Below are 26,159 nucleotides of genomic sequence, written 5' to 3' on the forward strand. Positions count from 1 at the left end.
GACAGGTGATGCGGTCCGTGCGGGTGAGGGCCGCGGGGGCGAGGGCCGAGAGGCAGGGGCCCGGGGTGAAGGGCTCCGGGGCGCAAGGGTCCGGGGCGCAAGGGTCCGGGGCGCAAGGGTCCGGGGCGCAAGGGTCCGGGGCGCAAGGGTCCGGCGGGTTCGGGTTCGCGCGGGTGAGGCCGAGGTGGCCGGTGAGCCGGCGGGGGCAGCGGCGGCTGGTGCAGGGCGCGATGCTCGGGTGCGTGCTCGCGCTCCTGCCCGCGACCTGGATGCACGCCGCCGCCGACAGCAAGCTGCGCACGGCGGCCGACGTGCCCGCCCGGGACGTCGCCGTGGTCTTCGGGGCCGGGCTGTGGAAGGGCCGCCCGACCCCGTACCTGGCGCACCGGCTCGACACCGCCGCCGCGCTGTACCGGGACGGCAAGGTCAGGGTCGTCCTGGTCACCGGGGACAACAGCCGCGCCGAGTACGACGAGCCCGACGCCATGCGCACCTACCTGCGGGAGCGGGGGGTGCCCGACGGGCGGATCGTCAGCGACTACGCGGGCTTCGACACCTGGGACTCCTGCGTGCGCGCCAAGAAGATCTTCGGCGTGGACCGGGCCGTGCTGGTGACGCAGGGCTTCCACATACGCCGGGCGGTCGCGCTGTGCCGGTCGGCGGGGATCGACGCGTACGGGGTCGGGGTCGACGAGCCGCGCGACTCGGTCTGGTACTACGGCGGGGCGCGGGAGCTCGTGGCGGCCGGGAAGGCGGCGCTGGACGCCGCGTTCAAGCCGGACCCGACGTTCCTGGGCCGCCAGGAGAGGGGCGTCGCCGAGGCGCTGGGGCGCTGACGCGCCTCACCGGGCCCCCGGGTGGCGGTGGAGGTGGCCGTACCGGGCATGTAATGCGGCGTGTCGGTGGCCGTAACACGCGCGTCGCATGCTCGGGGGCATGCTCACCGCCACCACCCCCACGCACTGCCCGTACTGCGCCCTTCAGTGCGGGATGAACCTCAGGCCCGCCGCCGACGGCGTCGAGGTGGTGGAGCGCGCGGACTTCCCCGTCAACCGGGGCGCGCTGTGCGGCAAGGGACGTACCGCACCCGCGGTGCTCTCCTCCCGGGTCAGGCTGGACGGGCCCCTGGTCCGACGCCCCGCCACAGGCAGGCTCGAACCCGCCACCTGGGAGGAGGCCCTGCGTGCCGTCGCCGACGGGCTGCGCGGCACCAGGGAGCGGCACGGGGCCGACGCCGTCGGCGTGTTCGGCGGCGGCGGGCTGACCAACGAGAAGGCGTACACGCTCGGCAAGTTCGCCCGCCTGGTCCTGGGCACCTCCCAGATCGACTACAACGGCCGGTTCTGCATGTCGTCCGCCGCGGCCGCCCACCAGCGGGCCTTCGGGCTCGACCGGGGCCTGCCCTTCCCGCTGGAGGACGTCCCGCGCACCGGCTGCGTGATCCTCGTCGGGTCGAACCTGGCCGAGACCATGCCCCCGGCGCTGCGCTACCTCACCGAGCTGAAGGAGAACGGCGGCAAGCTGATCGTCGTCGATCCGCGCCGCACCCGGACCGCCGAGCAGGCCGACCTCCACCTCGCGCCGCGCCCCGGCACCGACCTGGCGCTCGCGCTCGGCCTGCTGCACCTCGTCGTGGCCGAGGGGCGGACGGACGAGGAGTTCATCGCGCACCGCACGACGGGCTGGGCCGACGCCCGTGCCGCCGCCATGTCCCACTGGCCGGCGCTCGTCGAGCGCATCACCGGCGTACCGGTGCCGCAGCTCCGGGAGGCCGTGGCCCTGTTCTGCGACGCCGAGGACTCCATGGTCCTCACCGCCCGCGGGCCCGAGCAGCAGTCCAAGGGGACGGACACCGTCGGGGCCTGGATCAACCTGTGCCTGGCCACCGGCCGCGCCGGGCGGCCCCTGTCCGGGTACGGCTGCCTGACCGGGCAGGGCAACGGGCAGGGCGGGCGCGAGCACGGCCAGAAGGCCGACCAGCTCCCCGGCTACCGCAAACTGGACGACCCGGCCGCCCGCGCCCACGTGGCCGGGGTGTGGGGCGTCGACCCCGACACGCTGCCCGGGCCGGGGCGCAGCGCCTACGAGCTGCTCGACGCGCTGGGCACGGACGTCAGGGCGCTGCTGCTCATGGGCTCCAACCCGGTCGTGTCGGCGCCGCGGGCGGCGCACATCCAGGAGCGGATCGAGTCCCTGGAGTTCCTGGCCGTGGCGGACGTGGTCCTGTCCGAGACCGCCGCGCTCGCCGACGTCGTCCTGCCCGTCACGCAGTGGGCGGAGGAGACCGGAACGCTGACCAACCTGGAGGGCCGGGTCCTGCTGCGCCGCCGGGCCGTCGACCCGCCCGAGGGCGTGCGGAGCGACCTGGAGGTGATGCACGCGCTCGCCGGGCTGCTCGGGTGGGAGAAGGGGTTCCCCACCGACCCGGAGGAGGTCTTCGAGGAGCTGCGCCGCGCCTCGGCGGGCGGGCCCGCCGACTACGCGGGCATCAGCTACCGCCGGATCGCGGAGGAGGACGGCGTCTTCTGGCCGTGCCCGGAACCCGGCCACCCCGGTACGCCCCGGCTGTTCCTGGACCGGTTCGCGACGCCCGACGGGCGGGCCCGCTTCGTGCCCGTCACACACCGGGCGGCGGGCGAGGAGCCGGACGAGGAGTACCCGGTGGTCCTGACGACCGGGCGGGTCGTGTCCCAGTACCAGTCGGGCGCGCAGACCCGGCGCGTCGCCGAGCTGAACGCCGCCGCGCCCGGGCCGTTCGTGGAGCTGCACCCCCGGCTGGCCGGCAAGCTGGGCGTCACCGAGGGCGAGCCGGTCGCGGTGGTGTCGCGGCGCGGGCGGGCGGTTGCACCGGCGCGGATCACCGCCGGCATCCGGCCGGACACGGTGTTCATGCCGTTCCACTGGGCGGGGGAAGGGCGGGCGAACACGCTGACGAACCCGGTGCTCGACCCCACTTCCCGGATGCCCGAGTTCAAGGTGTGCGCGGTGCGTCTGGAAGCCGTGCGTGCGGAAGCGGCCGGCGCCTGAGCCAGTCCCCGCCCGGTATCGGCTCCCCGAGCCGCACGGCGGACGCCGCCACGTACACCCATGCCCGCACGCCCGCCCCGTCCCGGGTGCGCACCACCTCGCACGCCTGCCGCTCGTACCCGTCCTCGAGGAGGTCCAGTACGGCGACGAGCGCCTCGTAGTGGCCGGGTGCGGCGCTGATCAGCTCGCCCTCCACCCGGCCCGGCCCCCTGACCAGGTAGGGGTAACCGGGGCCCTCGTACAGCAGCGCGCCCGCCAGGCGGGCCGGTTCCTCCGCCGCCGTACGGCCCCGGAGGAACCGGTCGTGGTTGTACTCGCCCGGGCGCAGCGTCCCGTACACGAAGAACGGCAGCTCCTCGGTCACCGTGCCGACGTCTCCTTGCGCAGCCACGCCAGGTAGTCGGCGCTCCCCCGCACCACGGGCAGGGCGAGGATCTCGGGCGTGTCGTAGTCGTGCCCGGCGGCGATGTGCGCCGCCAGCGTGTCGTAGCACTCCTCCGTCGTCTTGAAGAACACCTGCCACTCCTGGCTGGTCTCGATGGCGTTCTGCCAGTGGTAGACGGAGGTGACCGGGCCCGAGATCTGGGCGCACGCGGCGAGCCGCGCCTCCACCGCGCCACGAGCCAGCTCCTGGGCCTTCTCGGCGCTGTCGGTCGTGGTCAGTACGGTCAGGGCCAGGGTCACGGTCGCTCACTCTCCTCCACCTGCTGCGGCGCGGCGGCGGACGGCGCCGCGTACACCCGAGCGTACGCACCCCACGGCCGCCCGCGGCCGCGCGTCCGTGAGGGGGCACGGTTCAGCCGCCGTAGGGGCGGACGGCCTTGGCGTCGCGCAGCGCGTGCCCCCACCAGGCGAGCTGGTCGAGCATCGTCTTGGCGGCGGCGTCGGGGGCGGTGGGGTCCTTGTGGCGGCCCTCGTCGTCGAAGTGGCCCCGGGCGTTGTGGAAGGAGACGGTGTCGCGGACCGTGACGGCGTGCATCTCGGCGAAGACCTGGCGCAGTTGCTCGACGGCGCGCAGGCCGCCGGAGAGGCCGCCGTAGGAGACGAAGCCGACGGGCTTGGCCTGCCACTCGGTGTAGTGCCAGTCGATGAGGTTCTTGATGGAGGCGGGGAAGGAGTGGTTGTACTCGGGGGTGAGGACGACGAAGGCGTCGGCGGCGGCCAGCCTGGTGCTGAGGCCGGCGAGCTTGTCGCGGACGGCGGGGGCGGGGTCGTAGGACAGGGCGGTGGGCAGCTCGTTGCCGGGGTCGCCGAGGTCGATGACGTCGGTGGCGAAGTCGGTGTGCTGGGTGGCGTGGGCCAGGAACCAGTCGGCGATGACGGGCCCGAAGCGGCCTTCGCGGTTGCTGGCGACGATGACGGCGAGCGTGAGCGGCGAGGTCGTGGTGATCTCCATGGGGAAGACCTTGGTACCTCAACCAAACTTGAGGTCAAGCCCGTCTTCGGGTTCGCCTCACGGGGCCTCGCGGCAGACGGCCGGCGCGGCGCGCGTCACCCGTTCGGTGCGGGGCCGCGCGACGGGCGCCGCAAGGGGGCTGAGCTGCGGGGATGCCCGGGGGTGGCGGCGAAGGCCCGGCTAACTGACAAGGCATCAGCAGGCGGACCGGGGGGCCGGGGACTTACCCATGGGGGCAAGGACACCCCGCCCCTCGCGCACCGGAGGACTCATGCGCACCACTGCCCGCCTGCTGACCGGTACCGCGCTGGCGGCCCTCTCGCTCGGCGCCCTCGCCTCGCCGGGCGCGTACGCCGTCCACGCCGGCGACTTCGGGAAGCTGGAGGTGTACCCGTCACCCGCCGAGCCGGGCGAGACCGTGACGGTCAACACCACCGCCTGCGGCAAGAAGGGCCACGGCATCGGTGACGCGGAGTCCCTGGGCGCGGGCGAGTTCGACCTGTCGCCGGGCACCCACAAGGAGGTGGTGGTCGGGCGGTTCAAGGTCCCCGCCCACACCAAGCCCGGCACCTACGCCATCGCCGTGGCGTGCGACAACGGCAAGACGGCCACCGGTGACCTGGTCGTCAGGCACGGCGGCGGCCACAGCTCGGGCGGCCACAGCTCGGGCGGGCACGACTCCGGCGGCCACAGCTCGGGCGGCCATGACGAGGGCCGGCACGACCAGGGCGGTCATGTGCCCAGCGGCCACGTGAAGACCGGGGTGGGCGGCAGCGTCGGCCCCGACACCACCCAGATCGCGGTGGGAGCGGCAGTGCTGGCCGCGTCCGCCGCCGGCGGGGTGTGGCTCCTGCGTCGCCGGGCGAGCGGCGCGCAGGACGGCTGACGGGGTCCGTCCCCGTCCCCCGCCCCCGCTCCCCGCCCCCGCCGCGTGTGTCCCCGAGACCGCGGCGCGGGCGGGGAGCCCCATACCCCCGCGAGGGCAGCCATGACCGACGACACCGACGCAGGCAAGGAGCACGGCAAGGGCAGGGGGAAGGGGTGGCGCATCGCGATCGCCGCGTGCGTCGGCCTCTGGCTGATCCAGAACGGCTCAACCGACCACACCCCGCCCGTCCCCACCGCCGCCGAGGCGTTCGCCGCCGGACCGCACCAGCACACCGACGCCGCAGCCGACCCCCTGCCCGCCTCCGCCCCGGTCCGCGTCCGCATCCCCGAGATCGGCGTCGACGCCCCGGTGATGCGCCTCGGCCTCGCTCCCGACGGCAGTCTGGAGGTCCCGCCCTCCGGGAACCCCGACATCGCCGGCTGGTACAAGGACGGCACCCCGCCCGGAGCCAAGGGCACCGCCATCGTCGTCGGGCACGTCGACAACGCGGACGGTCCCGCCGTCTTCTACGCGCTCGGCGCCCTCAAGAAGGGCCACCGCGTCGAGGTCGACCGCCGCGACGGCCGCACCGCCGTCTTCACCATCGACGCCATCGAGGTGTACGAGAACGAGGACTTCCCCGACCGGAAGGTCTACGGCCCCGCCGACCGCGCCGAGCTACGGGTGATCACCTGCGGCGGCGCCTTCGACAAGAAGACCGGCTACCAGGGCAACGTCGTCGCATACGCCCACCTGATCGGGGTCCGGTGAGGACCTAGCTCCACTGGTCGAAGGCGAGCTTGGCGACCAGGGAGAAGACCACCACCAGCAGCACGCCCCGGACGAACTCCGCCCCCTTGCGCAGCGCCATCCGGGCCCCGAACATCCCGCCCGCCAGGTTGAACACCGCCATCAGCGCCGCGAGCTGCCAGATCACCGTTCCCTGGTACGCGAACATCGCCAGCGCACCGGCGTTGGTGCACACGTTCACGATCTTGGCCGTGGCGGACGCGGTCACCAGGTCCAGGTGGAGCACCGCGGTCAGCGCCAGCACCAGGAACGTCCCCGTACCGGGGCCGAACAGCCCGTCGTAGAAGCCGATCCCGCCCCCGACGAGGACGATCGCCGTGACCACCCGCGCCCGCGTGGCCGCCCCCTTGGCCTCGGCCGTGCCGAAGGACGGCCGCAGCATCACGAACGCCGCCACACCCAGCAGCACCACCATGATGACCGGCCGCAGCACGTCACTGCTGATCCCGGCGGCGAAGAACGCCCCTCCCATGGACCCCGCCAGCGCCGCGAGCCCGATCCGCACCGCCATGCCCACCCGCACCGGCGCCTTGCGTACGTAGGTCACGGCGGCGCCCGTCGTGCCGACGATGGCCACCGCCTTGTTCGTGCCGAGGATGTGCGCGGCCGGGACGTGCGGGAGGCCCAGGAGCAGCGCGGGCAGGAGGAGCAGCCCGCCGCCGCCCACCACGGCGTCGATCCAGCCCGCCACGAGAGCGGCCGTGCAGAGGAGGACCAGGGTGGTCAGCGATATGTCGGGCATGCACGCGAGCCTAGGGACGGAATACGTGTGCCGTCCATGAAACGGAGGAGGCTTGAGCCGCGTCTGAGCTTCGAGCCGCCTCTGCGCTTGGCCCGCGTCTGAGCTTCGAGCCGCCTCTGCGCTTGGCCCGCCTCCGGGCTTCAGGCGCGGGGGGCGTCAGGCTCGCGGGGGGCGTGAGGAGTGCGGGGGCTGGGCGGCGTGCGGGGGCTGGGCGGCGTGGGCCTCCAGGTAGCGCAGCACCGCGAGGACCCGGCGGTGGCCGCCCTCCCCCACCGGCAGCTCCAGCTTGGTGAAGATGTTGGCGACGTGCTTCTCCACCGCCCGCTCCGTGACCGTGCACCGCTCGGCGATCGACTGGTTCGTCCTCCCCTCCGCCATCAGCGCGAGCACCTCCCGCTCACGGGGCGTCAGGCCGTCCAGGGCGGAGGCACGCCGGGCCGCCCCGAAGAGCTGGGCCACGACGTCGGGGTCGAGGGCGGTGCCGCCGGCCGCGACCCGCTCCAGCGCGGACACGAACGCGCCGATGTCGACGACCCGTTCCTTCAGCAGGTAGCCGACGCCCGCTCCCCCGCGACCGTCGCCCAGCAACTGGGCGGCGTACCGGGTCTCCACGTACTGGGAGAAGATCAGCACGCCGAGGTCCGGGGTGGACCGGCGCAGGGCCACGGCCGCGCGCAGCCCCTCGTCCGTCTGCGTCGGCGGCAGCCGGATGTCGACGACGGCCGCGTCCGGCCGGTGCTCCGCCACCGCCGCGAGCAGCGCCTCGGCGTCGCCCACCGCCGCGCACACCTCCACCCCGCGCACTGCGAGGAGTTGCGCCAGGCCCTCCCTGAGGATCGCGGAGTCCTCGGCGATCACGACACGCACGCGGGCGTCCAATCGGTCGGGGTCAGTACGGGACGGAGACGGTCACCACCGTAGGGCCTCCGGGCGGGCTGTCGCAGGTCAGCGCCCCGTCCACGGTACGGGCCCGGTTCCCGAGCCCGGTCAGCCCGCTGCCCGCCCCGGGCGCCGCGCCGCCCCGCCCGTCGTCGGTCACGGCCAGCGACAGCTCCCCGTCCGTGCCGCGTACGTCCACGGTGACGGCGCTCGCCCCGCTGTGCTTGACCGCGTTGGCGAGCAGCTCGGCCGCGCAGAAGTACACCAGCGACTCCAGCGCCGGTGACGGCCGCCGCGCCAGCTCCACCGTGAGCGTGACCGGCAGGGGCGCGTCGGCGGCGAGCGTGGCCAGCGCCGCGTCCAGGCCCTGGTCGAGCACGGGCGGGTGGATGCCCTTGACGACGGCACGCAGCTCGGCGACGGCCTGCGTGGCGTTCGCCCGCGCGGTGTCGACCACGCCGAGGAGCCGCTCCTCGTCGGCGCCCGCCGTGATCAGCTCCCGCACCAGGGTGAGGTGCATGCCCAGGCCCACCAGCCGCGCCTGCGTGCCGTCGTGCAGGTCGCGCTCGATGCGCCGCAGGGTGGCCGCCGCGTCCTCCACGGCCTGCGCCCGGGTCTCCTCCAGCGCCCGGATGCGCCGGTCCGCCGGGTCCTCGGCGAGCAGGGCGGCGAGCAGCGCCCGGTGCGGCGCCAGGGACCGCCGGACCAGCCAGGGCGCGGCGGCCAGCAGCGCGAGCCCGGCCAGGGCGGTCACCAGCCGGGCCTCGCCCGCGCCGACGAGCGGCCCCAGCACGAACAGCGCCCCGTACACATAGCCCGCCAGGGCCGCCGCCAGGGGCAGCGCGGCCGTGAGCGGGGCGGCCAGGGCGCACCCCACGGCCCGCCACCCGGCCCGGTCGCCGAGCACGGCCCGCCGCCACCCGAAGGCCCCGGGCTCCGCCCTGGCGCGCCGGGCGGGAGCCTCCACGCGCACGTCCAGCAGCACCCGCGCGAGGCGCCGCTGCACCGCGCCGAGCCCGAGGGCGCCCCGCACGGTCAGGGCGAGCAGCCAGGGGCCGAGCGCGGTCACCGACAGGACGCCGCCGAGCAGCAGCCCGGCGAGGACGAGGACGGCGCCGGTCACCGCGAGCGGGAAGCCGGCGACCGCGTACACGAACGCGTACAGAAGGGCGCGCACCATGGCCCGAACCTAGAGCAGCCGCGCAGCGAGCCGCGCCTGGAGCCCGGTGAGCGCCCGGCATGTCCAGGGCATCAGCAGCAGGAACCCGAGCCCGCCCAGCACGGCGTGGAACGCCCACGCCCCGGCGAAGGTGGGCCCGCCCCACGCCTGCGCCGGGTCACCGGCGCGCAGGGGCCACCCCAGGTTCATGGGCACCAGCGACCAGCCGTAAACGGTGACGACCACGGCCGCCGCGTTCAGCGGGGTGGCCACCAGCGCGTACAGGACGAGCCGCCACGGCGCCGGGCGGCGGCCGAGGTCCACGCCGAGCAGCCGCGCGGCCGCCAGGTGCGGTACGCACAGCAGCCCGGCGGGCAGGGCGAGCAGCAGATGGGCGACCCGCTTCCAGGTGGCGGCCCGGAACGGCTCGGTGAGCACGACAGCGACGGCGTTCATGGCTCAAGGCTCCCGAACGGCCCCGCGCCGGACCATGGTGCTGGCACGGAGATCCGTGGTTCGGTTTGCCCCACCCCCCAACGGGTGACCCCGGCCCGTGCGGTGAGATCCGTGGCTCGGTCGCCCCGCCCCCCTCCCTCCGACCCCGGCGCGTGTGCCGGAAGCCCGTGGCTCGGCCTTGGGATCCGTGGCTCGGTCGCCCCCACCGGTTCGGTTCCCCGGCCCCGGTCGCCGCCGCAGCCCTCACCGCGCTCGCCCCCATCCGCTGAGGTCAGCTTTCCGTGGGCGAAACAATCGGGATGCGGCCGGGTAACACCGCCGACGCACGCTGGCGGGCATGAGTTCACGGATCGTGGTGGTCGGCGGAGGCACGGCGGGCGCACGCCTCGCCGAGCGGCTGCCCGTCACCCTGCTCGGCGAGGAGCCGCACGCCCCCTACAACCGGGTGCTGCTCGCGGACGTCCTGGCCGGGCGGTACGGGCCCGAGGTCATTGCCCTGCCGGCGCCGCGCGACGGAGGGGCGCGGCACGGGGTGCGGGTGACCGGGGTCGACCGCGCCGCCCGGGTGGTGCACTGCGCGGACGGTGAGGCGTTCGCCTACGACCGGCTGGTCCTGGCCACCGGCTCGAACCCGGTGCTGCCACCGCTGCGCGGCCTCGGTGGCGGGCGGCTGCCGGCCGGGGTGCACGCCTTCCGGACGCTCGACGACTGCCTGGCGCTGGACGCGCTGGTGGCGCCCGGGGTGCGGGCGGTGGTGATCGGCGGCGGCCTGCTGGGCGTGTCGGCGACCCGCGCGCTGGCCGCCCGGGGCGCCGAGGTGGTGCTGGCCCAGCAGGGCGAGCACCTGATGGAGCGCCAGTTGGACGCCGAGGCCGCCCGCCTGCTCCGCCGCCACCTGGAGGCGGACCTGGGCGTGGAGGTCCACACCGAGTGCCGGGTCCGTGGCCTGCGCTGCGTGGACGACACGGTCGAGGCGGTCGAACTGGCCGACGGCTTCGTCCTGGACGCGGACGTCGTCGTCATCGCGTGCGGCGTGCGGCCGCGGATTGGCCTCGCCCTGGAGGCGGGTCTGGACGTGCGGCGCGGGATCGTCGTGGACGACCAGCTCCGCACCTCCGACCCGTACATCCACGCCATCGGCGACTGCGCCGAGCACGACGGCCGCCTCTACGGGCTGGCCGGCGCCGCGCTGGAACAGGCGGACGCCCTTGCGGACGTCCTCCTGCACGGCACCGGCGCCTACCGGGGCACGCGCGCGCTGACCCGGCTCAGCATGGACGCCCTGGAACTGGCGGCGTTCGGCGAGGCGACGCCGCTGCCCGGTGACGACACCGTGCGGCTCGCGGACGCGACGAGCGGGGCGTACCGGAAGGTCGTCGTCCGTGGCGACCGGCTCGTCGGCGGCGTACTGCTCGGCGACCTCGGCGCGGTCGGGGCGCTCGCCCGGGCCTGGGAGGGCGACGAGGCCCTCCCGGAAGCGCCCCTGCTCCACCTGCTCACCCATGACGGAGGCTCCTGAAATGGCCCACACGCCGCACACGCCCACCATCGTCCTCGTCGGCCACGGCATGGTCGGCCAGCGCTTCCTGGAGGCCCTCGCCGAGCGCGGTGTCACGGAGCGGGCGCGGGTCGTCGTGCTCTGCGAGGAGCCCCGCCCGGCGTACGACCGCGTCCGGCTGACCTCGTACTTCGACGGGAAGACGCCCGACGACCTGTCCATGGTCGAGGACGGCTTCATGGCGCGGCACGGTATCGAGCTGCACCTGGACGACCCGGCCGAGACCATCGACCGGGAGGCCCGGACGGTCACCTCGCGGGCCGGGCGCGTGATCGCGTACGACACGCTGGTCCTGGCGACCGGCTCGTACCCCTTCGTCCCTCCGGTGCCGGGCAAGGACGCGACGGGTTGCTTCGTCTACCGCACGATCGAGGACCTGCTGGCCATCGAGGAGTACGCGAAGACGGCGCGGACCGGCGCGGTGGTCGGCGGCGGACTGCTCGGTCTGGAGGCGGCGGGCGCACTCAAGGGCCTGGGCCTGGAGACGCACATCGTGGAGTTCGCGCCGCGCCTGATGCCGGTGCAGGTGGACGAGGGTGGTGGCGCGGCACTGCTGCGCACCATCGAGAACATGGGTCTCATCGTCCACACCGGCACCGGTACGCAGGAAGTCCTCACCGAGGACGGTTCCGTCACCGGCATGGCCCTGTCGGACGGTTCGACGGTCACCACCGACATGGTGGTCTTCTCGGCGGGCGTCCGGCCCCGTGACCAGCTCGCCCGCGACTGCGGCCTGGCGGTCGGGGAGCGCGGCGGTGTCGCGGTGGACGAGCGGTGCCGTACGTCGGACCCGGCCGTGTACGCGATCGGCGAGTGCGCGCTGGCGGCGGACGGCCGGGTGTACGGGCTGGTCGCGCCGGGGTACGAGATGGCGCTGACGGCCGCCGCCGCCATCGCGGAGGAGGAGACCGAGGGCTTCACCGGCGCCGACACCTCCACCAAGCTGAAGCTGCTCGGCGTGGACGTGGCGTCCTTCGGCGACGCCCACGGCACCACGGAGAACTGCCTGGACGTCGTCTACTCCGACTCGCGCGCCGGCGTCTACAAGAAGCTCGTCGTGGACGAGGACGGCGTCCTGCTGGGCGGTGTGCTCGTCGGTGACGCGGAGTCCTACGGCATGCTCCGGCCCATGACCGGGTCGAAGCCGCCGGTGGCGCCCGAGCAGCTCGTGCTGCCGGCCGGGGCGGGGGCGCCGGTCTCCCTCGGCCCGCAGTCCCTGCCCGACGACGCGATCATCTGCTCCTGCCACAACGTCACCAAGGGCGCCATCTGCGCCTGTTCGTCGCTGCCCGAGGTGAAGAAGTGCACCAAGGCGGGCACCGGCTGCGGAAGCTGTGTGAAGGTGATCCAGCAGCTCCTGCCGAAGCCCGCCGACAGCGGGATGTGCGGCTGCTTCTCGTACACCCGCAGCGAGCTGTACGAGATCGTCCGCACGATGCGCTTCACCTCGTACGCCGAGCTGCTCGACTCGCACGGGCGCGAGGAGGCGCGCGGCGGCGAGGGCTGCGAGGTCTGCAAGCCGGCCGTGGCGTCGATCCTGGCGAGCCTGACGAACGAGTACATCCTCGACGGCGAGCGGGCCGCGCTCCAGGACACCAACGACCACTTCCTGGCGAACATGCAGCGCAACGGCTCGTACTCGATCGTGCCGCGCATCCCGGGCGGTGAGATCACCCCGGAGAAGCTGATCGTGATCGGCGAGGTGGCCCGGGACTTCGGCCTCTACACCAAGATCACGGGCGGTCAGCGCATCGACCTGTTCGGCGCGCGGGTCGACCAGCTCCCGGCGATCTGGGGGCGGCTGGTGGACGCGGGCTTCGAGTCGGGACACGCGTACGGCAAGTCGCTGCGGACGGTGAAGTCGTGCGTGGGCCAGACCTGGTGCCGCTACGGCGTGCAGGACTCGGTGAAGATGGCCATCGACCTGGAGCTGCGGTACCGGGGCCTGCGCGCCCCGCACAAGCTGAAGTCGGCCGTCTCGGGCTGTGCGCGCGAGTGCGCGGAGGCCCAGTCGAAGGACTTCGGCGTGATCGCCACGGCCAACGGCTGGAACCTGTACGTGGGCGGCAACGGCGGCGCCACGCCGCGCCACGCGGACCTGCTGGCCCAGGACCTGTCGGACGCGGAGCTGATCCGGCTGATCGACCGGTTCCTGATGTTCTACATCCGCACCGCCGACCGGCTGGAGCGCACCGCGACCTGGCTGGAGCGGCTGGAGGGCGGCCTGGACCACCTCCGCGACGTGATCGTGCACGACAAGCTCGGTCTGTGCGACGAGCTGGAGGCGCTGATGGCCGCGCACGTGGCGAGCTACCACGACGAGTGGGCCGAGACCCTCAACGATCCGGAGCGGCTGCGCCGGTTCGTCTCCTTCGTGAACGCTCCGGACGCGCCGGACCCGTCGGTGAAGTTCGTGCCGGAGCGCGGCCAGATCAAGCCGGACCTGACGATCCTGACGCTGGAACCCCTGACGTCCACGGACTCCCTGGAAGGAGCTTCCGCCCGATGATGCTCGAACTCTCCCACGATGACGCGTGGTTGCCGATCTGCGACGACTCGGTGCTGACGCCGGGGCGCGGCATGGCGGCCCTGCTGCCGGACGGGCGGCAGGTGGCGCTGTTCCGGGACCGGGCGGGCCGGTCGTACGCGATCGACAACCGGGACCCGTTCACGGGCGCCCAGGTGCTGTCGCGCGGCCTGATCGGTTCGGCGGGCGGGCGGCTCTTCGTGGCGTCGCCGCTGCTGAAGCAGCGCTTCGACCTGGAGACGGGGCGGTGCCTGGACGACGAGGAGGTGTCGGTGGCCGTCTTCCCGGTCCGTACGCGGGAACTCGCCCAGGTTTCTTGACCGTTCGTTCCAATTGGATCTAGAGTCACCTCCGTGGCCAGGACCAAGGAATTCGATCCGGACGCCGCGCTCCAGGCAGCCCTCGAGCTGTTCTGGGAGCGCGGCTACGAGGCGACGTCGATGGCGGACCTCACCGACCGCCTCGGTATCGGCCGCGCCAGCATCTACGCCACCTTCGGCAACAAGCACGAGCTGTACCTGAAGGCCATGGACCGCTACGCGGAGACCCGCGAGCCGCGCCTGATGGACGAGCTGTCCCGGCCCGGTCCCGCCCTGCCTGCGGTCCGGGCCGTGGTGCGCCGGTTCGCCGCCGAGGCGTCCTCCGAGACGGAGCGGCTGACCGGCTGCTTCTTCACCAACACGGCGGCCGAGCTGGCACCGCGCGACCGGGCGGCGGCCCGCCGGGTGGAGATCGGCTGGGAGCACGTCGAGACCGTGCTGCACTCCGCGCTCGCGCGGGCGCGGGCCCAGGGGGAGCTGGCGGCGGACCGCGATCCACGCGCGCTGGCCCGGATGCTGCTGGTGCTGATGCAGGGGCTGCGGGTCGTGGGCAAGGCGTCCGGCGACCCCGCGCGGGTGCGGGACGCGGCCGAGCAGGCGCTGACGCTGCTGGACTGACCACACGGCCGGACGGAAGGGGCGCCCGGAGCACGGGCACCCCTCTCGCCGGCCTTTTCTCGGCCCTCATATTGGACCGATCAGTCAAGAATTTGCTGCCAGGAACACCGTTCACGAAGGGGACGACATGTCCGCACGCTTCACCGGCACCACCGCTCTCGTCACCGGCGCCGGATCCGGACTCGGCCGGGCCGTGGCACTCGCCCTCGCCGCCGAGGGCGCCTCGGTGGCCGTCGCCGGCCGGACCGCCGCTCCCCTGGACGAGACCGTCGCCCTGATCGAGAAGGAGGGCGGCACGGCGGCCGCGTTCACCGCCGACGTGAGCCGCGCCGACGACATGCGCGCCCTGGTGGAGCGGACCGCCGGCCGCTTCGGCGGCCTGGACGTGGCCGTCAACAACGCCGCCGTGCTGCGCGGCGCGGGCAGCCCGGTCGGCGACCTCGACCCGGCGGACTGGCGGGCCATGGTCGACATCAACGTCACCGGGATGCTGTACGCGCTCCAGGCCGAGATCGCCCACATGCGGGCGAACGGGGGCGGGGCGATCGTCAACGTCGGCTCCAACGTGGGCGCGCACGTCCGCTTCCCCGGCATGGGCGGCTACGCGGCCGCCAAGGCGGCGGTCGCCGCGCTGACCCGCGCCGCCGCCCTGGACCACATCGGGGACGGCATCCGCGTCAACGCCGTCAGCCCCGGGCCCGCCGACGCCCCCATGTCCCTGCTCCCGGGCGAGACCAGCGGGGAGCGCGCGGCCAGGCTCACCACGCCCCTCGGCCGGCTCACCTCCGCCGAGGAGGTCGCCGCCGCCGTGCTGTACCTGGCCTCCCCGGCCGCGGGCTCGACGGTCGGCGCCGACCTGGTCGTGGACGGCGGTGTCACGGCCTGATCAGCCCTGGCCCTCCACCACGGCCGGGTCCATCCACATGACCTCCCACAGGTGGTGGTCGGGGTCCTGGAAGGAACGGCCGTACATCGTGCCGTAGTCCTGCGGGTCATTGGCGGCCGAGCCGCCGGACGCCAGCGCGGCGTCGCAGAGCTGGTCGACCCGCTCCCGGCTGTCGGCGCTCAGCGCGAAGATCGCCTCGGTGGTGCGTGCCGCGTCGGCGATCTCCTTCTTGGTGAAGTCCTTGAAGCGCGGCTCGGTCAGCAGCATCACGAAGATGGTGTCGCTGATCACCAGGCAGGCGGTCCTCTCGTCGCTGAACTGCTCGTTGAAGGAGTAGCCCAGCTTGCTCCAGAAGGTCTTGGACGTCTCGAGGTCCTTCACCGGCAGGTTCACGAAGATCATCTGGGGCATGTCGCCATCTCTTCTCTCATCGGTGTGTCGTTGTCGAGGGGGTAGACCGCGGGGCCCGGCGGAACTCATCGCTCCCCGCGGAACTCCCTCGAAGAAAATTTCGCCCCGGATCGCCCCGCCCGCCACCGCGGGCCCTCCCGCGTCACAGAGCACCCGCCACCGCGGATCCTCCCGCGTCACAGAGCATCCGCCACCGCGGGCCCTCCGCCGTCACAGGACACCCGCCAGCGCGGGCCGTCCCCGCACTCGCGATCGACCACTGGTCGCGTTTGCGGGGCGTCCGGCACCGGCCTAGCCTCGGCGCCATGAGCCCCGAGGGCCGCAGGATCACCGAGAAGCTGTCGGGCGACGCCCTGTCCGCCGCGACCGGCAAGGACTGGGCGGCCTGGTTCGCCGTGCTCGACGCGTGGGGCGCCACTGCGCGCACCCACACCGAGATCGCCCGCCACCTCGTCGAGGCGCACGGCGTGCCCGGCTGGCACGCCCAGTCGATCACGGTCGGGTACGAACAGGAGCGGGGCCTGCGCGAGGTGGGCCAGTCGAGCACGGGCGACTGGCAGGTGTCCGTGAGCAGGACGGTGGACGCCCCGCCCGAGCTGGTCGCCGAGGCGTTCACCGACCCGGACGTCCGCTGCCGCTGGCTCACGGAGGGCGGCCTCACCCTCCGCACCCACCGGCCGGGCAGATCGCTCACGGCGGACTGGGAGCCGGGCGGCGGCAGGATCTCCGTGCGCCTTGACCCCGTGGCCCCCGTGACCCCCACGGGTGGACCGAGGACCCGGATCGGGCTGGGCCACACCAAATTGCCGGACGCGGACGCGGTCCGGGCGTACAAGGTGTTCTGGAAGGAACGCCTCACGGAACTCAAGGAGCTGCTGGAGGGCTGACCGAGTCATGGCCCGACACGGACCGGCCCCCGACGCTTCCGCTTCACTGCTCGTTGATGCACCGTCAATCCAGGGCTTCTAGGTTCCCGAAGCGCTCGACCCCGCCGCGCCGCTTCGGTGCGGCAGGGCTGGTCACGATCCCCTGGAGTGACAAGTGGAACGTCGCAGTTTCCTGCGTGGTGCGGTCATCGGCGGCTCCGCCGCCGCCTTCGGATTCACCCTCATGCGCGGCGCGGCCTACGCGGCGCCCGCCCAGCCGGGCCCCGGTCCTTACGGTGCGCTGGGCGCGGCGGACGCCAACGGCATCCAGTTGCCCAGCGGCTTCACCAGCCGGGTGATCGCCCGGTCCGGCCAGCGGGTGGGCTCGACCTCGTACGTCTGGCACAACGCCCCTGACGGTGGCGCCTGTTACGCCGACGGCACGGGCTGGATCTACGTCTCCAACTCGGAGATCTCCTCCACCGGCGGCGCGAGCGCCATCAAGTTCTCCTCCACCGGCGCGATCACCGGCGCCTACCGGATTCTGTCCAACACCAACCGCAACTGCGCGGGTGGCAAGACGCCGTGGAACACCTGGCTGTCCTGCGAGGAGGTCGACACGGGGTACGTGTACGAGACCGACCCGTGGGGCGTCAACGCCGCGGTGCGCCGGGCCGCCATGGGCCGCTTCAACCACGAGGCCGCCGCCGCCGACCCGGTCCGCAAGGTGATCTACCTGACCGAGGACAAGTCCGACGGCTGCCTCTACCGCTTCGTTCCGAACACCTGGGGCAACCTGTCCTCGGGCACCCTCCAGGTCCTCACGGCCGGCACCGCCACGTCCGGCAGCTTCGGCTGGGCGAACGTGCCCGACCCCGACGGCTCCCCCACGGCCACCCGCTACCAGGTCTCCGGCGCGAAGAAGTTCAACGGCGGCGAGGGCTGCCACTACGCCGGCGACACGGTCTGGTTCACCACCAAGGGCGACAACCGCCTGTGGCAGCTCAACCTCGCGTCCAACACCTATGAACTGGCCTACGACGACTCCCTGGTCACCTCCGGCACCGCCCCGCTGACCGGCGTCGACAACGTCACCGGCTCGTCCTTCGGCGACCTCTACATCGCGGAGGACGGCGGCAACATGGAGATCTGCGTCATCACGCCGGACGACGTGGTGGCACCCTTCCTGCGGATCAACGGCCAGTCGGGCTCCGAGATCTGCGGCCCGGCCTTCTCGCCGGACGGCAGGCGGCTGTACTTCTCCAGCCAGCGCGGCACCACCGGCAGTTCGTCGGGCGGCATCACCTACGAGGTGACGGGGCCCTTCCGCGCGTAACGCCGCGGCTGCGGCTGCTGCTGCCTGGGCTGGGCGCCCCCTCCGTGCAGGAGGGCGGCGCCCAGTGGCGTCAGGGTGTGCAGGACGGAACTGCCCTGGCGCAGCGTGTAGACCAGGCCCGCGTCACGCAGCACGCCCGCGTGCTGGCTCGCCGAGGCGAGGGAGACCCCCGCGCGGCGGGCCAGCTCGCTCGTCGTACCGCCGTGCCCTATGGCCCTGAGCACGGCGCACCGGGTGTGCCCGACGAGCCGGCCCAGCGGGGACGCTCCCGTCTCGCAGGGCGCCGCCACGGGCGCGTCGGTGTGCGTGACGGGGTAGACCAGGACGGGCGGCAGCTCCGGGTCGCGCAGGACGACCGGGGTGCCCCGGCAGAAGTACGAGGGCTGGAGCAGCAGGCCCCGCCCCTCCAGGTGCAGCTCGCGGTCGACGGGATAGTCGGCCTCCAGCACCGGCGCCTTCCAGCGCAGCACCGGCGGCAGGGAGGCGAGCAGCTCGTCGGCCCCGCCGTCGAGCAGGGCACGCCCCCGTACGGCACGGTCGGCCTCCACGCGGGCCTCGATGTGCGGCCAGTACGGCTCCACGGCCGCGCGGTGGTAGCCGCGCAGCGCCCCGATGAGCCGGCCGAACGGCTCCTGGCGTCCCTCGGCGAGGTCGCGCGCCCAGCCGGGCAGCGGTCCCCCACCGGGCCGGGAGGCGGCCAGCAGCGCCAGCTCCGTGTGGACGCGGGCGGGCGGGGTGGCCCGGACCGCCTGGAGCCCCGCGTCCAGGCCGTCGATGCCCTCGGGTGGGGTCAGGAAATCGGGGAAATAGCCCCGCGTCGGCACGAGCGCGCCGAGCAGCCTCGTTTCGCCGTTCAGCCGCGTCCGCGATTCCGAGCGCCATGCCCCGTAGACCAGCGCGCCGCGCCGGTCCCGCAACCTGTGAAAGCTGAGAATCGTTTCCCACAACGCATCCGGCCGGGCGGCCATCCGGACCCCGGCGAGGTCCTCCCCGGTGAAATGAATACGTAGCACTGAACCCCCACCTGTTGCATCCGCAATCACCCCCCGCCAATGAGTATGCACGCCATCACAGGACGTCACCACGGCATTTCAGCCACAGTTGAAACGCATCGCGGAGACCGGGGGTGAACCGAAAAGCTGTACGCCGTCGGGCAGGAAACCTTCAGGACCGAGGTGACGTGGTGAAGACCGTGGGGGGCTTCGCGCGTCCGGCGGCGGACCTGAAAGGTTGCGGCTCTCCCGCCCGGCAGGGGTAATGGGGCGCGGTCGGCGGGTGGGGATCCGGTGGCCGCGCTCCGCCCGTTCTTTGCGGGCCGAATCGGTGCCATTTGCCCGGACGTAGCCGGAGCGTAAAAGTCCGGCCTTCAACAGCCCAGAATTCAACCGGGCGCAATGCAACAGGAACCTACATTTCCCCCCGCGCCGGCACGCGTGCGGCCCGCCCCTCGGGCGCGGCACCCCGGGCGCGGCACCCCGGGCGCCCGGGCCCCTGGGCGCCCCGGCGCCCCACCGCCCCAGGACCTCCGGCCCCGGCCCCAGCCCCACCCGCGCCCCCGGCCGCACCGCCTCGCGCCCGGCCCATGCCCGGCCCCGCCCCAGGGCCCCGGCCCACGCCCCCCCGGCCGGAAAACACAACAACACAACGGGGCGGGCACCTCCGCACAAGGTGCCCGCCCCGTTTCTCTTGATGACCGGAGCCGCCGCCGATCGGTGAGGGTCGGGGACCAACGGCGGCTCCGGGGTTCGTCGCCGGACCGTCCGGGCGAGCGGACGGTCCGGGTCCGGGCTCAGCGGCTGTCGCTCCCGCTGGACTGCGCCGCCGCGCGGCCCGCCTCCAGGCGCGCCACCGGGATGCGGAACGGCGAGCAGGAGACGTAGTCCAGGCCCACCTCGTGGAAGAAGTGCACCGACTCCGGGTCACCGCCGTGCTCGCCGCAGACGCCGAGCTTGATGTCCGGGCGGGTGGCCCGGCCCGACTCGACCGCGCTGCGCACGAGCGCGCCCACGCCGTCCTTGTCGATCGTCTCGAACGGGCTGACGCCGAAGATGCCCTTCTCCAGGTACGCGGTGAAGAAGCTGGCCTCCACGTCGTCCCGGGAGAAGCCCCACACCGTCTGGGTGAGGTCGTTGGTGCCGAAGGAGAAGAACTCGGCGCACTCGGCGATCTGACCGGCGGTCACGGCGGCGCGCGGCAGCTCGATCATCGTGCCGAGGGCGAGCTTGAGCTCGACGCCGGTCTGCGCCTGGACCTCGGCGATGACCTGCTCGGCCTCGTCGCGGACGAGCTCCAGCTCCTGGACGGTGCCCACCAGCGGGATCATGATCTCGGCGCGCGGGTCGCCCTTGGCCTCGATGCGCTGGGCGGCGGCCTCGGCGATGGCACGGACCTGCATGGTGAACAGGCCGGGGATGACCAGGCCGAGGCGTACGCCGCGCAGACCCAGCATCGGGTTCTGCTCGTGCAGCCGGTGGACGGCCTGGAGGAGGCGCAGCTCGTTCTCGTGCGGCTCCTTGCGGGCCTCGGCGAGGGCGACGCGCACCGACAGCTCGGTGATGTCGGGCAGGAACTCGTGCAGCGGCGGGTCCAGCAGACGCACCGTCACCGGCAGGCCGTCCATCGCCTCGAACAGCTCGACGAAGTCGTCCTTCTGGAGCGGCAGCAGGGCCTTGAGGGCCTCGTCGCGCTCCGCGTCCGTGTCGGCGAGGATGAGCCGCTCGACGTACTGGCGCCGGTCGCCGAGGAACATGTGCTCGGTACGGCACAGGCCGATGCCCTGGGCGCCGAAGCGCCGCGCACGCGAGGCGTCCTCGGCGTTGTCGGCGTTGGCCCGTACGCGCAGCCGGCGTACCCGGTCCGCGTACGCCATGATCCGGTGCACGGCCTGGACGAGCTCGTCGGCGTCGTCGGCGCCGGCGTGCATGCGGCCCTCGAAGTACTCGACGACCGGCGACGGCACGACCGGGACCTCACCGAGGTACACCTTGCCGGTGGAGCCGTCGATGGAGACGACGTCGCCCTCCTCGACGACGTGCCCGCCGGGCACCGTCATCCGGCGGCGCTTGGTGTCGACCTCCAGCTCCTCGGCACCGCAGACACAGGTCTTGCCCATGCCGCGCGCGACGACGGCCGCGTGGGAGGTCTTGCCGCCGCGCGAGGTGAGGATGCCCTCGGCGGCGATCATGCCGTCCAGGTCGTCCGGGTTGGTCTCGCGGCGGATCAGGATGACCTTCTCGCCGGACCGGGACCACTTGACGGCGGTGTACGAGTCGAAGACGGCCTTGCCGACGGCGGCGCCCGGTGAGGCGGCGATGCCGCGCCCGACCTGCTGGACCTCGGCCTTCTCGTCGAAGCGCGGGAACATGAGCTGGGCGAGCTGGGCGCCGTTGACGCGCTGGAGCGCCTCGGCCTCGTCGATCAGGCCCTGGTCGACGAGCTGGGTGGCGATCCGGAAGGCGGCACCGGCGGTGCGCTTGCCGACGCGGGTCTGGAGCATCCAGAGCTGGCCGCGCTCGATGGTGAACTCGATGTCGCAGAGATCCTTGTAGTGGTTCTCCAGCGTCTCCATGATCTGCATGAGCTGGTCGTACGACTTCTTGTCGATCGACTCGAGGTCGGCCAGCGGCACGGTGTTGCGGATGCCGGCGACGACGTCCTCGCCCTGCGCGTTCTGGAGGTAGTCGCCGTACACGCCCTGGTGGCCGGAGGCGGGGTCGCGGGTGAAGGCGACGCCGGTGCCGGAGTCGGGGCCGAGGTTGCCGAAGACCATGGAGCAGACGTTGACGGCGGTGCCGAGGTCGTGCGGGATGCGCTCCTGGCGGCGGTAGAGCTTGGCGCGCTCGCCGTTCCAGGAGTCGAAGACGGCCTTGATGGCCAGGTCCATCTGCTCGCGCGGGTCCTGCGGGAAGTCGCGGCCGGCCTCGGCCTTGACGATCTTCTTGAAGTGCTTGACCAGCTTCTTCAGGTCGCCCGCGTCGAGGTCGGTGTCGACGGTGACCTTCTTGGCGGCCTTGGCCTCGTCGAGGGCCTCCTCGAAGAGCTCGCCGTCCACGCCGAGGACCGTCTTGCCGAACATCTGGATGAGGCGCCGGTACGAGTCCCAGGCGAACCGCTCGTCCCCGGCCTGCTTGGCCAGGCCCTCGACGGACTTGTCGGAGAGTCCGATGTTGAGGACGGTGTCCATCATTCCGGGCATGGAGAACTTGGCGCCGGAACGGACGGAGACCAGGAGCGGGTTGTCGGCCTGACCGAGCTTCTTGCCCATCGTCTTCTCGAGCGCGTCGAGGTGCGCGGTGACCTCGTCCCGCAGCTCGACGGGCTCGTCGCCGCTGTCGAGGTAGACCTTGCACGCCTCGGTGGTGATGGTGAAGCCGGGAGGCACGGGAAGACCCAGGTTGGTCATCTCGGCGAGGTTCGCGCCCTTACCGCCGAGCAGGTCCTTCAGGTCCTTGTTGCCCTCGGTGAAGTCGTACACGAACTTCTGATCTTTGTTTTCCGACACGGGTCTCGACTCCTCGAGGACTCGGTGGCTGCCCTGACGGCGAGGAACATACCCAGATCGAAGGCTTCTGGGTACGTACGCCTACCCGTCATACGGCCTTAACCACCCGTCCGCCAGCAGATCGAAAGTGACCGAGCGGTAGGTTTTCACCTCCGGCCCGTTCAGCCTCCGAAGGGCACTTGACTCAAAGCTGGCCGTAATCGCTCATGTGAGCGCCCATCCAGGCACGTGAGTTCAACTCTTGAACACAAAAAGGGTGGCACTCAGTGCCACCCTTTGAGAAGTGCACCCGCCCCGTTCGCGCTCATATGAGCGCAACCCCTATCAGGGGTGGCGAGAATCACGCCCTCCTGGAGGGCCGGATTCCAGAATCCGGACGGCATCCGCACCGCATCCGGACGCCTCCGGCGCCTGTCCGGCGGGCGGTGCCGCGGTCACCCGCCGGAGGTGTCCAGCTCGGCGTCCGCGCTGACCGCGGCGCAGTCGTACGGGTCCTTGAGCCACCCGTCCGGCAGCACCACCCGGTTGTTCCCGGACGTCCGCCCGCGCGGCCCGTCCGCGCCCGCCGGCCACGACTGGTCCAGGTCCAGCTCGCTCAACTGAGCGCGCAGCTCGTCCAGGGACGAGGTCACCGCCAGCCGCTTGCGCATCTCCGAACCGACCGCGAAGCCCTTGAGGTACCAGGCCACGTGCTTACGGAAGTCGATGACGCCCCGCGACTCGTCCCCGATCCACTCCCCCAGCAGCCGCGCGTGCCGCACCATCACGTCCGCGACCTCGCGCAGCGTGGGCGTCGCCGCCCCGCCGGTGCCCTCGAACGCCGCCACCAGGTCGCCGAAGAGCCACGGCCGCCCCAGGCAGCCGCGCCCGACGACGACGCCGTCGCAGCCGGTCTCCCGCATCATCCGCAGCGCGTCGTCCGCCGACCAGATGTCGCCGTTGCCGAGCACGGGGATCTCCGGGACGTGCTCCTTGAGCCGGGCGATGGCGTCCCAGTCCGCCGTACCGCCGTAGTGCTGGGCCGCCGTGCGCCCGTGCAGGGCGATGGCCGTCACGCCCTCCTCCACTGCGATGCGCCCGGCGTCCAGGAAGGTGATGTGGTCGTCGTCGATGCCCTTGCGCATCTTCATGGTGACCGGCAGGTCCCCGGCGTTCCCGACCGCCTCGTTGAGGATCGCGCGCAGCAGCGGCCGCTTGTACGGCAGGGCGGACCCGCCGCCCTTGCGCGTCACCTTGGGCACCGGGCAGCCGAAGTTCAGGTCGATGTGGTCGGCGAGGTCCTCGTCGACGATCATCCGCACCGCCTTGCCGACGGTCACCGGGTCCACCCCGTAGAGCTGGATCGAGCGGGGCGTCTCCGTCTCGTCGAAGTGGATGAGCTGCATGGTCTTCTCGTTGCGCTCGACCAGCGCCCGCGTCGTGATCATCTCGCTCACGAACAGCCCCTTGCCGCCGCTGAACTCGCGGCAGAGGGTGCGGAAGGGGGCGTTGGTGATGCCGGCCATCGGCGCGAGCACCACCGGCGGCTGCACGGTGTGCGGCCCGATGGCAAGGGGACTGAACGCGGTCATGCACCCCATTGTCACCTACATACGGAGCCGGTCGTTAGTTAGGCGTACTTTGAATATATGCCCGAGCTCACCCACCGCCGGCGGCTGTTGGTGCTGGCGATCTGCTGCATGAGTCTGCTGATCGTCAGCCTGGACAACACCGTGCTGAACGTCGCCCTCCCCTCCATGCGCCGGGAGCTCCGGACCGACGTCGCGGGGATGCAGTGGACCATCGACGCCTACACGCTCGTCCTGGCGTCGCTGCTGATGCTGGCCGGCTCCACGGCCGACCGGATCGGCCGCCGCAAGGTGTTCCTGACCGGGCTGGCCGTCTTCACCACCGGCTCGGTGCTCTGCTCCCTGGCCCCGAGCCTGGAGGCGCTCGTCGCCTTCCGCATGGTCCAGGCCGTGGGCGGCTCGATGCTCAACCCGGTCGCCATGTCGATCATCACCAACACCTTCACCGAGCCACGCGCGCGTGCCCGGGCCATCGGCGTCTGGGGCGGCGTCGTGGGCATCTCCATGGCGGCGGGCCCGCTGGTCGGCGGCGTGCTCACCGACTCGGTCGGCTGGCGCTCGATCTTCTGGCTCAACCTCCCGGTGGGACTCCTCGCGCTGTTCCTCACCTTCCGGTACGTCCCCGAGTCCCGCGCCCCCAGGCCCCGGCGGGTGGACCCGGTCGGGCAGCTCCTCGTGATGGTGCTCCTGGGATCGCTGACGTACGCGATCATCGAGACGGACCCGGTCTTCGCGGCCGTGGCCGTGGTGGCCCTCCTCGCCCTGCTGCGGTACGAGCCGAGGCGCACCGAGCCGCTGATCGACCTGCGGTTCTTCCGCAGCGCCCCGTTCAGCGGGGCCACGGTCGTCGCGGTGAGCGCGTTCGCCGCGCTGAGCGGCTTCCTCTTCGTCAACACCCTGTACCTCCAGGACGTGCGCGGCCTGTCCGCGCTGGACGCCGGGCTGTACATGCTGCCGATGGCGGCGCTCACCTTCGTCTGCGCGCCCCTGTCCGGGCGGCTGGTCGGCAGCCGGGGCCCGCGCCTGCCGCTGCTGGTCGCGGGCGTGACGATGACGGCGAGCGGGGTGCTGTTCGCGGCGTTCGAGGCGGAGACGTCCACGCCGCTGCTGTTCACCGGGTACGTCCTGTTCGGCCTCGGCTTCGGCATGGTGAACGCGCCGATCACCGACACGGCCGTCTCCGGCATGCCGCGCGCCCAGGCGGGCGTCGCCGCCGCCGTCGCCTCCACGAGCCGGCAGATCGGCCAGACGCTGGGCGTCGCGGTCGTCGGGGCCGTGCTGGCCGCCGGCGTCTCTCCCGACGCCCACGCCACCGGCTTCGTCGCCGCGAGCCGCCCCGCCTGGTGGGTCATCGCCGGCTGCGGCCTGAGCGTCCTGCTGGTGGGCGCGGCCACCAGCGGCGCCTGGGCCCGTGGCACGGCCGAGCGCACGGCCCGCCGCCTGGAAGCCCCCGAAACGGCGCCCGCCACCCACTGAGCCCCGCGCGTCACCGCCCCCGCCCACCGCCCGGCGGGGCGCGAGCCGCCCGGCCGCTCCAAGGGTGCGGACATGTCCGTATTGCGGCACTTCGAAAAGATCATCTTTTCTGGACTTCCGGTCCCGTGACGTCCTCATGCGAGAGGTGACCATGACACCCAGCTCCAAGAACCCGCCCGGTTTTGAACTACGGCTCGGCGGGCTGCACGTGAAGCTTCAGCGCGTCCCGGGTTGGCTCGTCGCCCTGGTCACCACCGCGGGCTGGGCGGCGGGAACGTGGTGGGCCCAGCGCTGAGGTCCCGCACGGCCCGCCGCCTGGAAGCCCCCGAAACGGCGCCCGCCACCCACTGAGCCCCGCGCGTCACCGCCCCCGCCCACCGCCCGGCGGGGGAAAGGGCGAGGGCCCGGGTCGCCCCTCCTGGGGTGACCCGGGCCCTGCCGGTGCGCCGTGCGACATATCGCCGTGCGCGGTTCGGGTTGCGGGCCCGGCGGCCCGCGCTGTCAGCTCTCCTGCGGCTCGGCGCCCTGCGTGCGCTCGCGCATCTTGCGGAGGAGGTCCTGCTTCTGGTCGGCGGCGGCCCTGCGGTCGGCGGCGCGCGCGGGGGCGGAGCCCTGCTGGTCCGCGCGGGACAGCTTCTTCCGCTGTCCGCCTACGCCCAGAAGGTTGTTACGGCTCTTGGCCATGGGTTCTCCATCGTGGTGAGAAGTGGGTCGGCATGTGGTGCGTGGGGGGCGGGTGGTCGGGCCCGCCGCAC

At 72.9% G+C, this 26,159-nt stretch carries 25 protein-coding genes; 13 read left to right on the plus strand and 12 right to left on the minus strand.

Annotation, left to right across the window (positions count from 1 at the left end):
• The first annotated feature begins 8 nt into the window (after positions 1-8).
• Positions 9-836: a SanA/YdcF family protein gene (locus tag E2B92_RS13120; RefSeq protein WP_443070281.1), complete on the plus strand. Its 828-nt coding sequence runs from the start codon at positions 9-11 to the stop codon at positions 834-836.
• 100 nt (positions 837-936) lie between these two features.
• A complete protein-coding gene (locus E2B92_RS13125; protein ID WP_126888889.1) occupies positions 937-3,027 on the plus strand; it encodes a molybdopterin oxidoreductase family protein in 2,091 nt (696 codons plus the stop codon).
• Here the strand turns inward: E2B92_RS13125 and E2B92_RS13130 are convergent.
• The 3 genes from E2B92_RS13130 to E2B92_RS13140 all read right to left on the minus strand — a co-directional run bounded on the left by E2B92_RS13130 (position 2,972) and on the right by E2B92_RS13140 (position 4,423).
• The gene (locus E2B92_RS13130) at positions 2,972-3,391 is read right to left on the minus strand and encodes a gamma-glutamylcyclotransferase family protein (protein WP_185923768.1); all 420 of its coding nucleotides are present in this window, start codon (positions 3,389-3,391) and stop codon (positions 2,972-2,974) included. The two genes, E2B92_RS13125 and E2B92_RS13130, sit on opposite strands and share 56 nt — an antisense overlap.
• Complete coding sequence (gene cutA / locus E2B92_RS13135; protein ID WP_126888888.1) at positions 3,388-3,711, minus strand: divalent-cation tolerance protein CutA; 324 nt, start codon at positions 3,709-3,711, stop codon at positions 3,388-3,390. The genes E2B92_RS13130 and cutA overlap by 4 nt, the downstream gene beginning before the upstream one ends.
• A 112-nt stretch (positions 3,712-3,823) precedes the next feature.
• Positions 3,824-4,423 (minus strand): NADPH-dependent FMN reductase, encoded by a 600-nt coding sequence (locus E2B92_RS13140; protein WP_126888887.1) that lies wholly within the window; start codon positions 4,421-4,423, stop codon positions 3,824-3,826.
• 271 nt (positions 4,424-4,694) lie between these two features.
• On the opposite strand from E2B92_RS13140, the gene E2B92_RS13145 reads away from it, so the two are divergent.
• Together E2B92_RS13145 and E2B92_RS13150 are read left to right on the plus strand one after the other, a co-directional pair.
• Positions 4,695-5,309, plus strand: coding sequence for a hypothetical protein (locus E2B92_RS13145; RefSeq protein WP_126888886.1), 615 nt, complete (start codon positions 4,695-4,697; stop codon positions 5,307-5,309).
• Between the two features lie 102 nt (positions 5,310-5,411).
• Positions 5,412-6,062, plus strand: coding sequence for a class F sortase (locus E2B92_RS13150; protein WP_126888885.1), 651 nt, complete (start codon positions 5,412-5,414; stop codon positions 6,060-6,062).
• Between the two features lie 4 nt (positions 6,063-6,066).
• On the opposite strand, the gene E2B92_RS13155 is transcribed toward E2B92_RS13150, so the two are convergent.
• From E2B92_RS13155 to E2B92_RS13170, 4 genes are all read right to left on the minus strand, one after another.
• Positions 6,067-6,843: a sulfite exporter TauE/SafE family protein gene (locus E2B92_RS13155; protein WP_126888884.1), complete on the minus strand. Its 777-nt coding sequence runs from the start codon at positions 6,841-6,843 to the stop codon at positions 6,067-6,069.
• A gap of 156 nt (positions 6,844-6,999) precedes the next feature.
• Entirely contained in the window at positions 7,000-7,722 is a 723-nt protein-coding gene (locus E2B92_RS13160) for a response regulator transcription factor (protein WP_327437491.1), read from the minus strand.
• Positions 7,723-7,732: 10 nt separating this feature from the next.
• Positions 7,733-8,902, minus strand: coding sequence for a sensor histidine kinase (locus tag E2B92_RS13165; RefSeq protein ID WP_126888377.1), 1,170 nt, complete (start codon positions 8,900-8,902; stop codon positions 7,733-7,735).
• Positions 8,903-8,911: 9 nt separating this feature from the next.
• Positions 8,912-9,337 carry a hypothetical protein gene (locus E2B92_RS13170; RefSeq protein ID WP_126888376.1) on the minus strand — a complete coding sequence of 142 codons (426 nt, stop codon included), beginning with the start codon at positions 9,335-9,337 and terminating at the stop codon, positions 8,912-8,914.
• A gap of 337 nt (positions 9,338-9,674) precedes the next feature.
• Between E2B92_RS13170 and E2B92_RS13175 the strand changes: the two genes are divergently transcribed.
• From E2B92_RS13175 to E2B92_RS13195, 5 genes are all read left to right on the plus strand, one after another.
• Positions 9,675-10,856, plus strand: a complete 1,182-nt coding sequence (locus E2B92_RS13175; protein ID WP_126888375.1) for an NAD(P)/FAD-dependent oxidoreductase — start codon at positions 9,675-9,677, stop codon at positions 10,854-10,856.
• A 1-nt stretch (position 10,857) separates the two neighbouring features.
• Complete coding sequence (gene nirB, locus E2B92_RS13180; RefSeq protein ID WP_126888374.1) at positions 10,858-13,404, plus strand: nitrite reductase large subunit NirB; 2,547 nt, start codon at positions 10,858-10,860, stop codon at positions 13,402-13,404.
• Positions 13,401-13,742: a nitrite reductase small subunit NirD gene (gene nirD / locus E2B92_RS13185; protein WP_126888373.1), complete on the plus strand. Its 342-nt coding sequence runs from the start codon at positions 13,401-13,403 to the stop codon at positions 13,740-13,742. The genes nirB and nirD overlap by 4 nt, the downstream gene beginning before the upstream one ends.
• A gap of 33 nt (positions 13,743-13,775) precedes the next feature.
• The gene (locus E2B92_RS13190) at positions 13,776-14,360 is read left to right on the plus strand and encodes a TetR/AcrR family transcriptional regulator (protein WP_126888372.1); all 585 of its coding nucleotides are present in this window, start codon (positions 13,776-13,778) and stop codon (positions 14,358-14,360) included.
• Between the two features lie 127 nt (positions 14,361-14,487).
• Positions 14,488-15,246: an SDR family NAD(P)-dependent oxidoreductase gene (locus E2B92_RS13195; RefSeq protein WP_126888371.1), complete on the plus strand. Its 759-nt coding sequence runs from the start codon at positions 14,488-14,490 to the stop codon at positions 15,244-15,246.
• On the opposite strand, the gene E2B92_RS13200 is transcribed toward E2B92_RS13195, so the two are convergent.
• On the minus strand, positions 15,247-15,657 hold the full coding sequence (locus E2B92_RS13200) for a VOC family protein (RefSeq protein ID WP_126888370.1): 411 nt from the start codon (positions 15,655-15,657) through the stop codon (positions 15,247-15,249).
• 305 nt (positions 15,658-15,962) lie between these two features.
• Here E2B92_RS13200 and E2B92_RS13205 point away from each other — a divergent pair, with 305 nt between their 5' ends.
• Both E2B92_RS13205 and E2B92_RS13210 read left to right on the plus strand, forming a co-directional pair.
• Positions 15,963-16,544: a hypothetical protein gene (locus E2B92_RS13205; RefSeq protein WP_126888369.1), complete on the plus strand. Its 582-nt coding sequence runs from the start codon at positions 15,963-15,965 to the stop codon at positions 16,542-16,544.
• 154 nt (positions 16,545-16,698) lie between these two features.
• Positions 16,699-17,859 (plus strand): alkaline phosphatase PhoX, encoded by a 1,161-nt coding sequence (locus E2B92_RS13210; RefSeq protein WP_126888368.1) that lies wholly within the window; start codon positions 16,699-16,701, stop codon positions 17,857-17,859.
• On the opposite strand, the gene E2B92_RS13215 is transcribed toward E2B92_RS13210, so the two are convergent.
• The 3 genes from E2B92_RS13215 to dusB all read right to left on the minus strand — a co-directional run bounded on the left by E2B92_RS13215 (position 17,829) and on the right by dusB (position 23,931).
• Entirely contained in the window at positions 17,829-18,872 is a 1,044-nt protein-coding gene (locus tag E2B92_RS13215; protein ID WP_185923726.1) for an ArsR/SmtB family transcription factor, read from the minus strand. The two genes, E2B92_RS13210 and E2B92_RS13215, sit on opposite strands and share 31 nt — an antisense overlap.
• Positions 18,873-19,648: 776 nt before the next feature.
• The gene (ppdK, locus tag E2B92_RS13225) at positions 19,649-22,360 is read right to left on the minus strand and encodes a pyruvate, phosphate dikinase (protein WP_133087527.1); all 2,712 of its coding nucleotides are present in this window, start codon (positions 22,358-22,360) and stop codon (positions 19,649-19,651) included.
• Between the two features lie 434 nt (positions 22,361-22,794).
• Complete coding sequence (gene dusB, locus E2B92_RS13230; protein ID WP_126889227.1) at positions 22,795-23,931, minus strand: tRNA dihydrouridine synthase DusB; 1,137 nt, start codon at positions 23,929-23,931, stop codon at positions 22,795-22,797.
• A gap of 57 nt (positions 23,932-23,988) precedes the next feature.
• On the opposite strand from dusB, the gene E2B92_RS13235 reads away from it, so the two are divergent.
• Together E2B92_RS13235 and E2B92_RS32660 are read left to right on the plus strand one after the other, a co-directional pair.
• Entirely contained in the window at positions 23,989-25,404 is a 1,416-nt protein-coding gene (locus tag E2B92_RS13235; RefSeq protein ID WP_126889226.1) for an MFS transporter, read from the plus strand.
• 151 nt (positions 25,405-25,555) lie between these two features.
• Entirely contained in the window at positions 25,556-25,699 is a 144-nt protein-coding gene (locus E2B92_RS32660; RefSeq protein WP_160159752.1) for a hypothetical protein, read from the plus strand.
• Between the two features lie 206 nt (positions 25,700-25,905).
• Here the strand turns inward: E2B92_RS32660 and E2B92_RS13240 are convergent, their stop codons facing one another.
• Entirely contained in the window at positions 25,906-26,088 is a 183-nt protein-coding gene (locus tag E2B92_RS13240; protein WP_126889225.1) for a DUF6243 family protein, read from the minus strand.
• Positions 26,089-26,159: the final 71 nt, after the last annotated feature.

It is taken from the genome of Streptomyces sp. WAC05374, assembly GCF_004353505.1.
GTDB lineage: Bacteria > Actinomycetota > Actinomycetes > Streptomycetales > Streptomycetaceae > Streptomyces.

Coding starts and splice junctions, on each gene's coding strand:
- E2B92_RS13120 (WP_443070281.1), top strand. CDS start 9: ATGCGGTCCGTGCGGGTGAGGGCCGCGGGGGCGAGGGCCGAGAGGCAG.
- E2B92_RS13125 (WP_126888889.1), top strand. CDS start 937: ATGCTCACCGCCACCACCCCCACGCACTGCCCGTACTGCGCCCTTCAG.
- E2B92_RS13140 (WP_126888887.1), bottom strand. CDS start 4,423: ATGGAGATCACCACGACCTCGCCGCTCACGCTCGCCGTCATCGTCGCC.
- E2B92_RS13145 (WP_126888886.1), top strand. CDS start 4,695: ATGCGCACCACTGCCCGCCTGCTGACCGGTACCGCGCTGGCGGCCCTC.
- E2B92_RS13150 (WP_126888885.1), top strand. CDS start 5,412: ATGACCGACGACACCGACGCAGGCAAGGAGCACGGCAAGGGCAGGGGG.
- E2B92_RS13155 (WP_126888884.1), bottom strand. CDS start 6,843: ATGCCCGACATATCGCTGACCACCCTGGTCCTCCTCTGCACGGCCGCT.
- E2B92_RS13165 (WP_126888377.1), bottom strand. CDS start 8,902: ATGGTGCGCGCCCTTCTGTACGCGTTCGTGTACGCGGTCGCCGGCTTC.
- E2B92_RS13170 (WP_126888376.1), bottom strand. CDS start 9,337: ATGAACGCCGTCGCTGTCGTGCTCACCGAGCCGTTCCGGGCCGCCACC.
- E2B92_RS13175 (WP_126888375.1), top strand. CDS start 9,675: ATGAGTTCACGGATCGTGGTGGTCGGCGGAGGCACGGCGGGCGCACGC.
- nirB (WP_126888374.1), top strand. CDS start 10,858: ATGGCCCACACGCCGCACACGCCCACCATCGTCCTCGTCGGCCACGGC.
- nirD (WP_126888373.1), top strand. CDS start 13,401: ATGATGCTCGAACTCTCCCACGATGACGCGTGGTTGCCGATCTGCGAC.
- E2B92_RS13195 (WP_126888371.1), top strand. CDS start 14,488: ATGTCCGCACGCTTCACCGGCACCACCGCTCTCGTCACCGGCGCCGGA.
- E2B92_RS13200 (WP_126888370.1), bottom strand. CDS start 15,657: ATGCCCCAGATGATCTTCGTGAACCTGCCGGTGAAGGACCTCGAGACG.
- E2B92_RS13205 (WP_126888369.1), top strand. CDS start 15,963: ATGAGCCCCGAGGGCCGCAGGATCACCGAGAAGCTGTCGGGCGACGCC.
- dusB (WP_126889227.1), bottom strand. CDS start 23,931: ATGACCGCGTTCAGTCCCCTTGCCATCGGGCCGCACACCGTGCAGCCG.
- E2B92_RS13235 (WP_126889226.1), top strand. CDS start 23,989: ATGCCCGAGCTCACCCACCGCCGGCGGCTGTTGGTGCTGGCGATCTGC.
- E2B92_RS32660 (WP_160159752.1), top strand. CDS start 25,556: ATGACACCCAGCTCCAAGAACCCGCCCGGTTTTGAACTACGGCTCGGC.
- E2B92_RS13240 (WP_126889225.1), bottom strand. CDS start 26,088: ATGGCCAAGAGCCGTAACAACCTTCTGGGCGTAGGCGGACAGCGGAAG.